Source organism: Fluviicola sp. (assembly GCF_039596395.1).
GTDB lineage: Bacteria > Bacteroidota > Bacteroidia > Flavobacteriales_D > Crocinitomicaceae > Fluviicola.
The window spans coordinates 170,915-185,119 of sequence record NZ_JBCNJT010000002.1 but is presented as its reverse complement, the minus strand read 5'-3'; the positions used below and the strand labels follow the sequence as shown (position 1 = coordinate 185,119).

Here is a 14,205-nt window from a genome sequence, read left to right as displayed (position 1 = left end):
TAAAATTGAATGCGAGTTTGACATTTACCTATACTTACTGTTGACTTTTTGCCAAATCCGTATTGATCTGCTCGATGTAATTCAGGAGTTTTTCACGTCCGAATTGAGATTCGCTGGAGGTTGTAAACACCGGCGGAAGCGCTTCCCAATATTTCAGCATTTCTTTTTTATACGCTGCGAGGTTCTTTTGAAGTGCAGAACTGGAAAGTTTGTCGATTTTGGTAAATACCATGGAGAAAGGAAGTTGTTCTTCGGCGCACCAGGTCATAAATTCCAGGTCAATTTTCTGAGGTTCCAGGCGCGAATCGATCAAAACGAAAATATTGATCAGCATTTCCCGCTTGGTCAGATATTCCGAAATGAATTTTTCCCACTGGTTCCGGCTCGACTTGGAAGCTTTTGCGTATCCGTATCCCGGAAGATCGACCAGGTACCATTCGTCGTTGATCAGAAAATGATTGATTAACTGTGTTTTTCCCGGTTTCCCGGAAGTCTTCGCCAAATCTTTTTTATCCACCAACATATTGATCAAAGAAGATTTCCCCACGTTCGACCGCCCGATGAATGCATATTCCGGTTTTCCGTCCGTCGGACACAATTTAATATCGGTATTACTGATAACGAATTTGGCTTCTTTGATAATCATTGTTTCTGAATTTGCTGCAAAGTTACGAGAATAATTCGGCTTGTCACGGAATCCTCGTGCTGTTTCTGTTTCTCATTCTGTAGTTAAAATACGGCAAATGAAGTATTGAATGATTCCGGCCACTGGAATAAGTTTGCAGGAACCAATAAATAATATCCTATGAAAAATTCAAAAACAACCTTCTTTGTTTTACTCTGTTCATTGAGCGTCTTCATGTCGTCCTGCAAAAAGGAAAATATCATCCCGGAAGAACCGACACCGGCTCCGGTGAGTACTCCGGCAGGAAACACAACACCTGTTCCTTCCAACGCAGACGGTGTGATGTGGGCAATCAAGTCTTCCACAACGATGCAGGGTTTTACCATCGAGATCGGGACCGCAGTCGGACTTTTTATGAATGGAACAACTGATTTGGTAGATGTGGGCGCTGTTTCCGTGAATTCTCAAAACCTGGCAAAAGCTTCCAATAACGCATATACATTCACTCCGGGACAAACCATGCCAACCGGATTGGATTTCTCTTCTTCCACAAATTGGTCTGTTGCAGGAGGAAGCGGGCATGCAGCATTTACGTATGACGCAAGTGCATTGGCGTTCCCTACAGGATCAGCCATTACAAGTGGCGCAACTGTTACAAAGGCAAATGGATACACGCTCACTTGTTCCACGGTTTCCGACGCAGATTCTACGCTGTTTGTAATCGGGAATGTGTCTAAAACGGTTGCTGGAAGCTCTAATTCCTGCACGTTTACTGCTTCGGAGTTGAGCGGATTGAGCGCAGGCACTTCCGTTGCAATGATTGTTCCTTATAAATTGATGCAGACAACAATTAACGGCAAGAATTACTATTTCGGTAAAGAGCGCGTGAACCAACTGGCTGTTACGATCGAATAATTAAAACCGAAAACCAACCTGGAACGTGGGAGATGTCTTCCACGTTTTTTTTGTTCCCGATTTTCGGAATACCTTTGCAGGTTCAAATAATACCTGTGAATACGGAAAGGATTAAAGTGCTTTATGAAGATGACTGGTGTTTGGTTGTTTACAAGCCGAATAATCTGATTGTGCATCATTCTTACTATGCGCGGAATATCGAAGAAATCTCTTTAACAGATCTGCTTCGCGAACAAGGCTGGCCAGAAGCTTGTCCGGTGCATCGCCTTGACAGGAAGACTTCCGGTTTGATTCTCTTTGCCAAAAAAGCTGAATGGGTAGCCGATTTCCAGGTTTTGTTCGAGAATGGCGGGATCGAAAAAAAGTACCTGGCATTGCTGCGTGGTCATCTGGAAACTGAAGGGGAAATAGATTCTCCGGTAAAGAATGATCGCGGAAATTACAAAGAAGCACAAACCCTGTTCCGGTGTTTGGAGCATTTTGAGCGCAATTATGTGATCCCGCCCTATGAAAAGCAGCGTTACAGTTTAGTTGAACTAATGCCGGTTACCGGAAGAATGCATCAGTTGCGTATCCATGCCAATAAAATTTCCCATCCGATCATCAACGACCCCAAATACGGGAACCGTCATCATAATCATTATTTCCAGGAAAAATTGGGCATTCATGAATTGTTCCTGCATGCTCATAGCTTGAAATTTGATCATCCGTTTAGGAAAGAACAGATTGAATTACAGGAGCCGTTACCGGATTTCTGGAAGGTTTTCCTGGATAATCACCAATAGAATCCCCAAAAAAGAACATCAAAAGAAAAAGCCCCAACATTGCTGCCGAGGCTTTTCTACTACAACTTAACCTAACTAACTCTTGCGTAAGAGTATCTTTAAGGCCTGCTATTTTGCGCTGTTTGAATAGCAGACACTTTTTATTTTTTCAATTAGTGCCTTCTTTGGTGAATCGACTGGAAAATTAATCGTTTCAATTGAAATTTCCCAGCCGGATTCAATTTTTTAAAAGTCATCTGATATTTCTGCCCAGACAACGCTCCTGTTTCCTTGACAAACGGTGTGCCTGATCAGCTTCTGACTCTCTTGCGAATAGTGTTGGAACAAAGGTAGGGACTTCCTGCAGTTTGTGCAACCGTATAAATACTGAAAATGAAAATGTGGTTTTCCGCAAGTAAATCGATTTTGTGGGGATTTCCGAAAGTTTTCGTGCTCATTTTCCGGGTGTTGCAAATTCTGCTCATGCGGTGAAAAAAATATTTTTTTTCTGAAATAGCTGAATTTTTCAGCTGTTTTTGATGTTTGGCCGGTTTTTCAACCGCTCAGACCGATTTAAACATCCCGGATTCTTTTCAATGACTAGGTGTAAAATACTGGATCCGGTTGGATGTCATCTGTTTTTCCAGGATGTGGTTTTTAACCGGTTCACAAACACTGTTATAGATGTCTTTTTGAAAGAAGAGGACTCCTGATTATTTCGCAATTCCTTCACTGATTTTTCCACAATTCAACATCTTCTACCACTTTTTACCACCAATTGTCAAAACCCTAAAAATTCAGTAAAAACAGCTATTTTGAACAAATTGTTGTAACCTTGTGTGGGTTGACTACGTTAGAAGTTATCAACAAAGTGTAATTTGGTGGTAAAAAGTGGGTGATTCTCCCTAATTTTACCCATTATTAATAGCTATGGCTGGACTTGTCGGAGAATTTGAGGTGAAGCTGGACGGAAAAGGGAGATTTCTCTTTCCTGCCGGTCTGCGCAAACAACTTTCTCCGGAAGCTCAGGAACAATTCATGTTGAATAAAGGTTTCGAGGAATGTTTGACGCTTTACCCCATGAACGAATGGGAGAAGTTGTCACTGAAATTGTCGAAGCTGAATTTGTTCAAACCACAGAACCGTATGTTCTACCGCTTGTTTCATCAGGGGGCAAAGCAGATTGCGCTGGATAATGCCGGTCGTATTCTGATCCCGGTGATGCACATGGAACGGGTTGGTTTGGATAAGGATGTGATGCTGATCGCATACAACGACCGAATTGAGATCTGGGACAAGTCCAAATACTTCGAGTTGATCGATGGAAACATGGCTGATTTTGCTGATTTGGCAGATGAAGTAATGGGTGATTTGGGGAATGATGACGAATAACGATGCGACATACCACGTGCCTGTCATGCTACAGGAGTGTCTGGATGGATTGAATATCAATCCGGATGGAGTTTATGTGGACGTTACCTTTGGTGGCGGCGGTCATTCCCGTGCAATCTTCGAAAAACTTTCTTCAAAAGGAAAACTGATCGTTTTTGATCAGGATCCGGATGCCCGTGCAAATGCATGGGAAGCTCCGAATTTCCATTTCGTGGCTGCCAATTTTGCTTTTCTGAAAAATCATTTACGTGTTTTGGGTATTCCGGCGGTTGACGGGATTTTAGCGGATCTGGGTGTTTCCTCTCATCAGTTTGATGATGCGAAGCGCGGGTTTTCCATCCGTTCCAATGAGGCTTTGGACATGCGCATGAACCAGGCTGGTGATTTTACGGCTGCAAAAATTGTTCAGACTTACGACGAAGAACAATTGGCTGCAATTTTCAGAAAATACGGCGAATTGGATCATCCGTTCAAGACAGCGGTAGAATTGGTAAAAGCGCGCAATAAATCGAAAATCAAAACTACGGGTGAATTAATGGAGGCTTTGATGCCGGTTGCCCCTAAGTTTAAAGATCATAAATTCTTTGCGCAGGTATTCCAGGCGCTTCGGATTGAGGTGAACCAGGAAATGGATGTGCTGGAGAAATTCTTGTTGCAAACTGCGGATGTGTTGAAGCCTGATGGTCGCCTGGTGGTGATGTCTTATCATTCCCTGGAAGATCGCCTGGTGAAAAACCTGATGAAGCGTGGTAACCTGGATGGTTCGATTGAAAAGGATTTCTTCGGGAAAGTGTTGAAGCCTTTTGAGGAGGTGAATCGCAAACCGATCCTTCCGACGGAAGAAGAGATTCAAAGAAATACGCGTGCGCGAAGTGCGAAGTTGAGAATTGCAAAAAGGGTAGCGGATGGAAAATGAGTACAGAGAACGGGAGGAAAATCCAATGGATGCTGTACGGGGTAAATCGTCCCGCACAACTTACTCCACGGAAATTCCGAATGAAAATCCGGGAAAGAAAAGCTCGAAAAAGACCGCTTCCGCGAAAGCCGGTCCGAAACCGAAAGCTGCTGCTGCAAGCAATGTGAAACCAAAACGTCAGAACCTGTTGATCCAGGTGTTGAACGGGGAGATTTTGACCAGGGATTTTGTTTTGAACAACCTGACTTTCATTTTCTTCATTCTGTTGCTGTTGATGCTGATGGTTGCAAAAGGATATTACGGGAAGCAGTTGCAGAAAGATATTACTGATTTGCAGGCGGATGTAGATGCACAAACTGCTGAATATATTGAGAACAAAGCGCGATTGGAAGAATCGACTTCCCGTTACCGCCTGGTTCAGGCATTGGAAAAACGAGGGTTGAAGGAAACGGTTAACCCGGTAAAAGTAATACGATTAAAGCGAAAAGAATGAGTGATAAAAAAGACTTGATGTGGCGGGCTTACCTGGTTTACATAGGTTTTTTCATTGCCTTGATAGTTGTGGTTGTGAAAACGATCATGATCCAGTCGGAAGGCAGTGCTTCATTGTTTACGGCAACTAAAGAGAAAATCCCGACAAGGGCGGTTAAGAAATACCCGCGTCGCGGAGAAGTATTGGATAGAAATTATACGCCGCTGATTACATCGGTGTCGTTCTTTGACATACACATGGATCCAACTGTTGTGGATCAGGATGTTTTCGATAAGGAAATAGGTGCTTTGTGTGCAGGTTTAAGCAAAATATTCCCGGAAACTTCGGCGCGTGATTTCGAAAATTACATCCGGAAAGGAAGGGCTAGGCAGAGAAGGTATATTACCATTAAGCTGAAAGCAACGAATGAACAAAGACACCGCGTGGAAGAACTCCCGATTTTCAACCTGGGAAGGAATAAAGGTGGTTTGATTGATACCGACGAAACGATTTTGAGAAAACGTCCGCACGGGGAAATCCTGAAGCGGACTTTGGGATATTACCAGAATAACGGGAATTCGAAAGAATTACGTGTAGGAATTGAAGGAGCTTACAACGAAATCCTGGCAGGTGAACCGGGAGAAGAAGTGGAACAGCGTATTTCTTCCGGCTGGAAAAAAACCGGGAAAATGATCCGCGAACCGATCGAGGGGGCTGACCTGATTACTTCCATTGACATGGAAATCCAGGAGGTGGCACATTCGGAATTGTACCGCCAGTTGAAAAATCAGGGCGCGAAAAGCGGTTGTGTGATCGTAATGGATGTAAAAACAGGCTTTGTTCGCGCAGTTTCGAATTTGCAGATGGCTTCGGACGGTGAATACTACGAATTGTACAACCATGCGATCGGTACAAAAGAGGTTCCGGGGTCGACATTCAAACTGGCATCTTTAATGGCTGCTCTGGAAGATCAGAAGATCAGCCTGGATGATACGGTAAATGCTGACGGGGAATACCAGTTCTACAATTTGAAACTGACCGATTCGAATCCTTACGGATATGGAAGAATCACGATCCGCAGGGCTTTTGAATTGTCGTCGAATGTGATAGCGCGTGTCATTAACAATGCCTATCGCAGAGAGCCGCAGGTGTTTATTGACCGTTTGCGTTCGTTTGGGATCGGAGATTCATTGGGAGTTGATTTGCAGGGTGAGCCAAGGCCAACGTTGTACGCGCCGGGAACCAAACAATGGTCGGGAATTTCACTTCCATGGATGTCGATCGGTTACGAGGTGCAGCAAACGCCTTTGCAGACTTTGGCTTTCTACAATGCAGTTGCAAATAACGGGACATTGGTTCGTCCGCAGTTTGTAGAGCACATTCGCCGCGGCCAGCGCATTGTGAAGTCTTTCAAGCCAATTGTTCTTCGCCCGAAAATCTGTTCTGACAAAACGCTTCGTCTGATGCAGGAATGTTTGAAAGGAGTTGTGAAGCGTGGAACGGGTAGTGCCCTGAAATCTGCATTGTTCGACATTGCCGGTAAAACAGGGACTGCGGTAGTGCAGAACGCCGACGGGCGTTACGGGGAAGATGGAAATAAAACCTATCAGGCATCTTTTGTCGGGTATTTCCCGGCAGATGAACCGCTTTACTCCTGTATTGTGGTGGTAGCGGCGCCTTCGAAAGACATTTACGGGGCAACCGTTTCGGGAACAGTGTTCTCTGCTATTGCGAATAAGGTGTATTCGAACTCTTTGAATTACCACAAGGCGATTAACGAAGAGAAAAAGCGTGCGGAAGAAGCGCCTTTGATTAAGGATGGAAATATCAATGACTTGCTGGTCGTTCTGAAACGCTTGCATTTGCCTTATCAAATGGATGCTTACAGCGAGTGGTCGCGGGTACGGGGTTCGGAATCGCATATTTCGATTGTACCACGGAAAATATCTTCTACAACAGTTCCGAGTGTTACGGGATTAACTGCCAAGGATGCGGTTTACCTGATCGAGCGCCTGGGAATGCATGTGTATATACGCGGAAGCGGAAAAGTAGTAAAACAAACGATTCCTGCCGGATCGCCAGCAGTGGCCGGGGGATTAATGGAATTAATATTGGAATGAAAACAGTCAGTGAATTAGCAAAAGCAACGAAAGTAACTCAGTGGATAGGACCTGCTGATGTGGAGATTTCTGCGCTTGTTTCAGACTCCCGGAAGGCGGCTCCAGGAACGCTTTTCGTTGCTGTGAAAGGTACGCAGGTGGATGCGCACGATTTCATTCCGCAGGTTGTTGAAAAAGGATGTAAGGTAATTGTTGCGGAACGCGTTGTTGACGTTCCTGCAACAGTTACTTTGCTGATTGTCCCGGATTCTTCTCTGGCTTTGGGAGAATTGGCACATGCTTTCTACGATTATCCTTCCCGGTCTTTGCTTTTGGTGGGAATAACGGGAACGAACGGGAAAACGACCACTACAACCTTGTTGCACGATTTGTACACTGGTTTGGGTTATAAAGTAGGTTTGCTTTCTACGGTCGTGAATCTGATCGGGAAAGAAGTAATTCCTGCTACACACACTACTCCGGACCAGATTGCTTTGAATGCCTTGCTGGCTGATATGGTGGCTCAGGGTTGTTCGCATTGTTTCATGGAAGTGAGTTCGCATGCAGTATCTCAAAACCGGATTGCCGGATTGGAATTCAAAGGCGGGGCGTTTACCAATATTACCCACGATCATTTGGATTACCACGGAACCTTCAAAGAGTACATCGCTGCAAAGAAGGCTTTCTTCGATGGGCTGAATAAAGAAGCTTTTGCCCTGGTGAATGCGGATGATAAGAACGGAATGGTGATGGTGCAGAACACCAAAGCAAAGATTTCCACTTTCGCGCTCAAGACCCATGCAGATTTCAAAGTGAAGGTGCTGGAAAACAGTTTCAGCGGATTGTTGCTGACTGTGAACGGAATTGAATTGTGGACGCGCCTGATCGGTGATTTCAACGCATATAATATTGCAACGGTATACGGCATCAGCCAGTTGCTGGGCTCCGATTCTACGGAAGTGTTGACGGTACTAAGCAGCCTGGAGGCAGTTGACGGACGTTTCCAGTTCACGAAAAGTACTACGGATATTACGGCGATTGTGGATTATGCACACACACCGGATGCATTGGAAAATGTATTGAAAACGATCGAGAATATCCGCACCAGAAATGAGCAGGTGATTACGGTTGTCGGTTGCGGAGGCGACCGCGATGCGCTGAAAAGACCCGAAATGGCCCGCATTGCTTGTGAAATGAGTGATAAAGTCATTCTGACTTCGGATAATCCGCGAACAGAAGATCCGGCTGAAATCCTGCGGCAAATGGAAGCGGGTGTGGGAGCGCATCAAACGATGAAAGTGCTTTCCATTTTGGATCGTGACCAGGCGATTAAAACAGCTGTTTCCCTGGCGCAGGCAAAAGATATTATCCTGATCGCAGGAAAAGGACATGAAAAATACCAGGAAATCAACGGCGTAAAACATCCTTTCGATGATTTCGACGTGGTTAAAAATTACTTCGATAAACTCAAAAAATAATGAATAAACAGGTGAAAAATAAGAATACCACATCATACGAGCAAAGCAAATATGCATGGAATTCAGCGAGCCTGTTAAGCGAGCAAAAAATTCGTGAATTCGTGGCAAAACCCGAGCAAAGCGAGCATAAATCAAATACTAAAAAGTTATGTTAACATACCTCTTTAATTATTTAGCAGAAATGGATTTCCCCGGAGCGGGGTTGTTCCATTATATTTCATTCAGAGCTGCAATGGCATTGATCACTTCATTGATCGTGTCCATTATTTTCGGAAAGCGCTTGATTAACCTGCTGCGTCGTCAGCAAATCGGTGAAACGGTGCGCGATTTGGGATTGGCGGGTCAGCTGGAAAAAGCAGGTACGCCGACTATGGGAGGAATTATCATCCTTTCCGCGATCCTGATCCCGACTTTGCTTTTCGCGAAACTGCACAATGTGTACGTTTTCACCATGCTTCTGGCAACTGTTTGGCTGGGAATGATCGGATTCCTGGATGATTACATCAAAGTTTTCAAAAAGAACAAAGAAGGTCTGAAAGGAAAATTCAAAGTAGTCGGTCAGATTGGTGTAGGTATCATTGTCGGATCGATTTTGTATTTCCACCCGGATGTGCAGGTGCACAAACGTGTTGCGGCTGATTACCAATTGCAGGCAGGAGAATCTTTTGTAACGCACCAGCATTCCAAAGATGTGATTTCGGACACGATTCCTTCCAAATGGATCGTAACGCGTGATATGACCACGACCATTCCTTTTGTAAAGAACAACGAGTTCAATTACAACTGGCTGATCGGAGATATCGATAAATCGTATGGCTGGGCTTTGTTCATTCCGTTTGTAATTATCATTGTGATAGCCGTTTCGAACGGGGCAAACATGACCGACGGGCTCGACGGACTTGCAACCGGAACGAGTGCCATTGCGGGAATTGCGCTGGCGGTGCTGGCGTATGTAACATCGAATGTGCACTTCGCGGATTACCTGAATGTGATGTACGTTCCGTATGCGGAGGAGCTTGTAATCTTTATCGCGGCATTCGTGGGAGCGTGTATCGGATTCCTGTGGTACAACAGTTACCCGGCGCAGGTTTTCATGGGAGATACCGGAAGTTTGGCCCTGGGTGGAATCATTGCGGTATTCGCTATTTCCATTCGCAAGGAATTATTGATCCCGGTTTTGTGCGGAATCTTCCTGGTCGAAAATTTATCCGTGATCATGCAGGTGGGGTATTTCAAATACACCAAGCGCAGATTCGGTGAAGGCCGCCGGATTTTCCGCATGGCGCCTTTGCATCACCATTACCAGAAAAAAGGACTGCACGAAGCGAAAATCGTATCCCGTTTCTGGATCGTTGCGATCCTGCTGGCTGTTGTATCCATTGTAACCCTGAAACTGCGTTAATGAACATTCAGAACAAAATAGTAGTTGTTTTGGGTGCCGGCGAAAGTGGAGTCGGTGCTGCAATCCTTGCGAAAGTGAAAGGGGCAAAAACCTTTATTTCCGATTTCGGCACGATCAAGGATTCTTTCCAGGCTGAACTGAATGAGTATCAGCTGGAATGGGAGCAGGGCGCGCATTCGATGGAGCGCATCCTGGAAGCGGATCTGGTGATCAAATCTCCGGGTATTCCGGAAAAAGCACCGGTCATGAAAGCCATTCGGGAGAAAGGGATCAAAGTGATTTCGGAGATCGAATTTGCGGGATACTTTACAACGGCGAAGAAAGTCTGCATCACCGGAAGTAACGGGAAAACGACCACGACTATGCTGATTCACCACATGCTGAAAAAAGCAGGGTTGAAAGTAGGATTAGCCGGAAATGTCGGGTACAGTTTTGCGAAGCAGGTGGCTCTGGAAGAGAATGAGATCTATGTGCTGGAGTTGAGTTCTTTCCAGCTGGACGACATGGAAGATTTCAAGGCGGAAATAGCCATCCTGACGAACATTACGCCGGATCATCTGGACCGTTACGAATACAACATGCAATTGTATGTGAATTCGAAATTCCGCATCCTGAACAACCAGACTGCAGCAGATTATTTCATCTACAATGCAGACGATAAAACAATACTGGCTGAGATAGAGAAACGGGCTATTCCGGCAAAAAAACTTCCTTTCTCATTGACGCAGGAATTTGAAGAAGGAGGATACGTAGCAAACAAACAACTCATCATAAACTTTAACAATCAATTCACTATGTCTATTCATGAACTAGCATTGAAGGGTAAGCACAATACCCAAAACTCCCTGGCTTCCGGGCTAGCGGGTCGAATCCTTGATATTCGCAAGGAGATTGTGCGCGAAAGTCTGTCCGACTTCGTAAATGTGGAACACCGCCTGGAATTTGTTGCCAAAGTATGCGGTATTGAATTTATCAACGATTCCAAAGCTACTAACGTAAACTCAACCTGGTTTGCATTGGAAAGCATGGAGCAGCCAACGGTTTGGATTGTTGGTGGTGTGGATAAAGGAAACGATTACACCGAATTGTTGGATTTGGTGAAAGAGAAAGTAAAAGCGATCATTTGCCTGGGGAAAGACAACCAAAAGATCATCGATACTTTTTCCGGCCATGTGGAAACAATTGTAGAGGCAGGTTCCGCTATGGAAGCAGTTGCTTACGGTTACCGTTTGGCTAAAAAAGACGAAACAGTTTTGTTATCTCCGGCTTGTGCAAGTTTCGATTTGTTCGAGAATTACGAAGACAGAGGAAATCAATTTAAAGAGGCTGTTCGTTCACTTTAAATCAATGCGTCATGGAAATTAAAAAAGTTGATCAGCAGGCTCAACTGCTCCAGGCCCGTAAAGAGTCACTGGATGCGGCGGAGCGCATGTCCCTGCGGCCCTTGGGTAAATTGTGGGGAATGGATGTATTTACCTGGTACAAACCGGCTGTTGTTGAACTTTCCGCAACCATTTCGACTTTCCCGTTTCCGGTATTCTGGTTGGCGAATGAGTATAATATCCAGGAAATGGCCCAGGTGGATCCTGAGACCTTGCGTTCCGTTCAGTGGTGCGCACAGTTCGATAATCCACAGCTTTCCATTCCATCCGATATCATTTCCCAAATGCCTTTGGTTACAGGAACTGATTCGCTGGAAGATGCATTGGAATTTTTAAAGAGGACGAAGCAGGCAAGACATATTCTGCTCTTCACCGTTCAGGGCAATGAGTGGAAAACAAAAATGGAGGTTTTCGAGAACTTTGTTAAGCTACATCAATAAGTAAAACATGGTACAGTTTCTAAGAAAGCATTTTAAAGGAGACTTGGTAATCTGGGTAATTACACTCATTTTGCTTGGCTTCTCATTGGTTTCTGTGTACAGTTTTGTCCCGATCCTTGTGAAGATCGAGGGTGGAACGCCATTTAAATACTTATTCAAGCATTTTATATACATTTTGTTGGCTGTTTTGGCCATGTACTGGGTGCATAAGCGCGACCCGATGTACATTTCCAAAATGTCTAAGATTATTTATTACGGCTCGATTGCCTTATTGATTTTCACGCTTTTCTTCGGTACGAAAGTAAACGAGGCGGGTCGATGGGTGAAGATCCCTTTTGTGGGGTTGACCTTCCAGTCTTCCGATTTTGCCAAGCTCGCTTTATTGATTTATGTTTCACGCATGCTGGTGAAGAAAAAGGACGAAATGAACGATTGGAAAAAAGGCTTTTTACCGGTAATGGCACCGATAGTTATTATTTGTGGGTTGATTGTTAAGGATAACTTTTCAACGGCTGCCATTCTGTTTATGATCAGCTTTACCTTGCTTTTCCTCGGAAGAGTTCCTTTTTCGAAATTGTTTTCGGTCATTTTTGCCGGAATCCTGTTGTTCGTCATGGCAGTTGGTTTGCACAAAGCCTTGCCGGAATTGAATATTCTTCCGCGATACGATACGTGGATGAACCGGATCTCAAACCGGTATGAAAACAGCGGGGACATTGATCAGGCAGGAAACTTGCAGGCGAATAACGCTGAACAGGCGATTTACCTAGGTGGTTTCTTCGGTCAGGGAATCGGGAAAGGAAAAGTAAAAGAGTTCATCCCGGAAGCTTATGCAGATTTTTTCTATGCATCGTTTGTGGAGGAATTCGGATCGTTTTTCGCCATCATACTCGTGTTGTTTTACCTCATTTTGCTCTATCGCATCATGCGGATAGCACTCCGGGCCGAAAACCTGTTTGAAACCTACGTCTGTTTAGGAATCGGGATTTTATTGCTTTCCCAGGCGGCTGTAAATATGATGGTGTGCACGGGAATTTTCCCGGTTACGGGTCAAAACATGCCATTCCTGGCAATGGGAGGATCTGCGATGATCATGGCTTGTGTGGGAATCGGGATTGTGCAGGGAGTTGCCCAGAAACAAGAAGAGAAAAATAGTGTGGAATCTGAACCTGTTTTTGCATGAAAGAATTGAAGAAAATAGTGATATCGGGCGGTGGAACGGGAGGACATATCTTTCCTGCACTAGCCATTGCAAACGAGATTAAGAAACGCAATCCGGATGCGGAAATCCTTTTCGTGGGAGCGGAAGGAAAAATGGAAATGGAAAAAGTTCCCGCAGCAGGATACAAAATTGTCGGTTTACCGATCGTTGGTTTACAGCGAAAACTGACGGTGAAAAACCTGGCGCTTCCGTTTAAATTGATGAAAAGTTTGTCGCAGGCGAAAAATATTTTAAAAGACTTCAAGCCGGAAGTGGTGATCGGTGTGGGCGGTTATGCCAGCGGCCCGACTTTAAAAATGGCGCAGCGCTTGGGAATTCCCACGCTGATCCAGGAGCAGAATTCCTATCCGGGAAAAACCAATCGTCTTCTTTCCAAAAAAGTGAAGGCGGTTTGTACGGCTTACGAAGGTTTGGAAGGTGTTTTTCCTCCGGCAACGATCCGTTTGACCGGAAACCCGGTTCGCGAAGAGTTGAATCGCGCATCGATCAGTAAAGAAGAAGCATTCAACGAATTTCCGGCATTGGACCCTTCCAAACGGACCATTTTGGTGATGGGGGGAAGTTTGGGCGCGCGGACTCTGAATGAAGGAGTTCTTCACGCACTGACTGATCTGGAAGCAGCAAATGTGCAAGTGTTGTGGCAATGCGGAAAATACTATTTCGAAGACATGAAAAAGGAATTGGAGATTCGGAAGAAAGCTCCGGTTTACCTTACGGATTTCATTGCACGAATGGATGCGGCTTACGGAGTGGCGGATGTGATCGTTTCACGTGCGGGTGCATTGTCCATTTCGGAATTGTGCATCGTAGGAAAACCAACGATTCTGGTTCCGTCTCCGAATGTGTCTGAAGATCATCAGACAAAAAATGCCATGGCATTGGTGAAGAACCGGGCAGCCATCCTGATCAAGGATGATGTGGCAAAAGAACAATTGATTTCAGGAGCAATCCAGGTCCTGAATGACGACAATAAAATGAATGAATTGCGTGTTGCAATCAAACGCATGGCAAAACCGAATGCCACCGCGGATATTGTGGATGTGATTGAAAATCTGGCGTAGGGACGCGACGTATCGTGTCCCTACAAAACGACAATAA

The 14,205-nt window shown here is 44.9% G+C and carries 13 protein-coding genes; 12 read left to right on the top strand and 1 reads right to left on the bottom strand.

Features of this window, described 5'->3' with window-relative positions:
- Positions 1-34: 34 nt before the first annotated feature.
- Positions 35-646: a ribosome biogenesis GTP-binding protein YihA/YsxC gene (gene yihA / locus ABDW02_RS09890; RefSeq protein ID WP_343634398.1), complete on the bottom strand. Its 612-nt coding sequence runs from the start codon at positions 644-646 to the stop codon at positions 35-37.
- A gap of 159 nt (positions 647-805) precedes the next feature.
- Here yihA and ABDW02_RS09885 point away from each other — a divergent pair, with 159 nt between their 5' ends.
- The 12 genes from ABDW02_RS09885 to murG all read left to right on the top strand — a co-directional run bounded on the left by ABDW02_RS09885 (position 806) and on the right by murG (position 14,168).
- Positions 806-1,540 carry a hypothetical protein gene (locus ABDW02_RS09885; RefSeq protein ID WP_343634397.1) on the top strand — a complete coding sequence of 245 codons (735 nt, stop codon included), beginning with the start codon at positions 806-808 and terminating at the stop codon, positions 1,538-1,540.
- 95 nt (positions 1,541-1,635) lie between these two features.
- Positions 1,636-2,325 (top strand): RluA family pseudouridine synthase, encoded by a 690-nt coding sequence (locus ABDW02_RS09880; RefSeq protein WP_343634396.1) that lies wholly within the window; start codon positions 1,636-1,638, stop codon positions 2,323-2,325.
- Positions 2,326-3,234: 909 nt separating this feature from the next.
- Positions 3,235-3,696 (top strand): division/cell wall cluster transcriptional repressor MraZ, encoded by a 462-nt coding sequence (mraZ, locus tag ABDW02_RS09875; RefSeq protein ID WP_343634395.1) that lies wholly within the window; start codon positions 3,235-3,237, stop codon positions 3,694-3,696.
- Positions 3,686-4,612, top strand: coding sequence for a 16S rRNA (cytosine(1402)-N(4))-methyltransferase RsmH (gene rsmH / locus ABDW02_RS09870; protein ID WP_343634394.1), 927 nt, complete (start codon positions 3,686-3,688; stop codon positions 4,610-4,612). The genes mraZ and rsmH overlap by 11 nt, the downstream gene beginning before the upstream one ends.
- Complete coding sequence (locus tag ABDW02_RS09865; RefSeq protein WP_343634393.1) at positions 4,602-5,105, top strand: FtsL-like putative cell division protein; 504 nt, start codon at positions 4,602-4,604, stop codon at positions 5,103-5,105. Before rsmH ends, ABDW02_RS09865 begins: the two co-directional genes overlap by 11 nt.
- The gene (locus ABDW02_RS09860; protein ID WP_343634392.1) at positions 5,102-7,204 is read left to right on the top strand and encodes a penicillin-binding protein; all 2,103 of its coding nucleotides are present in this window, start codon (positions 5,102-5,104) and stop codon (positions 7,202-7,204) included. The genes ABDW02_RS09865 and ABDW02_RS09860 overlap by 4 nt, the downstream gene beginning before the upstream one ends.
- Entirely contained in the window at positions 7,201-8,661 is a 1,461-nt protein-coding gene (locus ABDW02_RS09855) for a UDP-N-acetylmuramoyl-L-alanyl-D-glutamate--2,6-diaminopimelate ligase (RefSeq protein WP_343634391.1), read from the top strand. The genes ABDW02_RS09860 and ABDW02_RS09855 overlap by 4 nt, the downstream gene beginning before the upstream one ends.
- A 148-nt stretch (positions 8,662-8,809) precedes the next feature.
- Positions 8,810-10,063 carry a phospho-N-acetylmuramoyl-pentapeptide-transferase gene (mraY, locus tag ABDW02_RS09850; RefSeq protein ID WP_343634390.1) on the top strand — a complete coding sequence of 418 codons (1,254 nt, stop codon included), beginning with the start codon at positions 8,810-8,812 and terminating at the stop codon, positions 10,061-10,063.
- A complete protein-coding gene (gene murD / locus ABDW02_RS09845) occupies positions 10,063-11,406 on the top strand; it encodes a UDP-N-acetylmuramoyl-L-alanine--D-glutamate ligase (protein WP_343634389.1) in 1,344 nt (447 codons plus the stop codon). The genes mraY and murD overlap by 1 nt, the downstream gene beginning before the upstream one ends.
- A gap of 11 nt (positions 11,407-11,417) precedes the next feature.
- A complete protein-coding gene (locus ABDW02_RS09840; protein WP_343634388.1) occupies positions 11,418-11,885 on the top strand; it encodes a hypothetical protein in 468 nt (155 codons plus the stop codon).
- A 7-nt stretch (positions 11,886-11,892) separates the two neighbouring features.
- The gene (locus tag ABDW02_RS09835; RefSeq protein WP_343634387.1) at positions 11,893-13,068 is read left to right on the top strand and encodes an FtsW/RodA/SpoVE family cell cycle protein; all 1,176 of its coding nucleotides are present in this window, start codon (positions 11,893-11,895) and stop codon (positions 13,066-13,068) included.
- Positions 13,065-14,168, top strand: a complete 1,104-nt coding sequence (murG, locus tag ABDW02_RS09830; protein WP_343634386.1) for an undecaprenyldiphospho-muramoylpentapeptide beta-N-acetylglucosaminyltransferase — start codon at positions 13,065-13,067, stop codon at positions 14,166-14,168. The genes ABDW02_RS09835 and murG overlap by 4 nt, the downstream gene beginning before the upstream one ends.
- Positions 14,169-14,205: the final 37 nt, after the last annotated feature.

Bases quoted from the DNA above. Each gene is read 5' to 3' on its own strand.
- yihA (WP_343634398.1), bottom strand. From the start codon at position 646: ATGATTATCAAAGAAGCCAAATTCGTTATCAGTAATACCGATATTAAA.
- ABDW02_RS09885 (WP_343634397.1), top strand. From the start codon at position 806: ATGAAAAATTCAAAAACAACCTTCTTTGTTTTACTCTGTTCATTGAGC.
- mraZ (WP_343634395.1), top strand. From the start codon at position 3,235: ATGGCTGGACTTGTCGGAGAATTTGAGGTGAAGCTGGACGGAAAAGGG.
- rsmH (WP_343634394.1), top strand. From the start codon at position 3,686: ATGACGAATAACGATGCGACATACCACGTGCCTGTCATGCTACAGGAG.
- ABDW02_RS09865 (WP_343634393.1), top strand. From the start codon at position 4,602: ATGGAAAATGAGTACAGAGAACGGGAGGAAAATCCAATGGATGCTGTA.
- ABDW02_RS09860 (WP_343634392.1), top strand. From the start codon at position 5,102: ATGAGTGATAAAAAAGACTTGATGTGGCGGGCTTACCTGGTTTACATA.
- ABDW02_RS09855 (WP_343634391.1), top strand. From the start codon at position 7,201: ATGAAAACAGTCAGTGAATTAGCAAAAGCAACGAAAGTAACTCAGTGG.
- mraY (WP_343634390.1), top strand. From the start codon at position 8,810: ATGTTAACATACCTCTTTAATTATTTAGCAGAAATGGATTTCCCCGGA.
- murD (WP_343634389.1), top strand. From the start codon at position 10,063: ATGAACATTCAGAACAAAATAGTAGTTGTTTTGGGTGCCGGCGAAAGT.
- ABDW02_RS09840 (WP_343634388.1), top strand. From the start codon at position 11,418: ATGGAAATTAAAAAAGTTGATCAGCAGGCTCAACTGCTCCAGGCCCGT.
- ABDW02_RS09835 (WP_343634387.1), top strand. From the start codon at position 11,893: ATGGTACAGTTTCTAAGAAAGCATTTTAAAGGAGACTTGGTAATCTGG.
- murG (WP_343634386.1), top strand. From the start codon at position 13,065: ATGAAAGAATTGAAGAAAATAGTGATATCGGGCGGTGGAACGGGAGGA.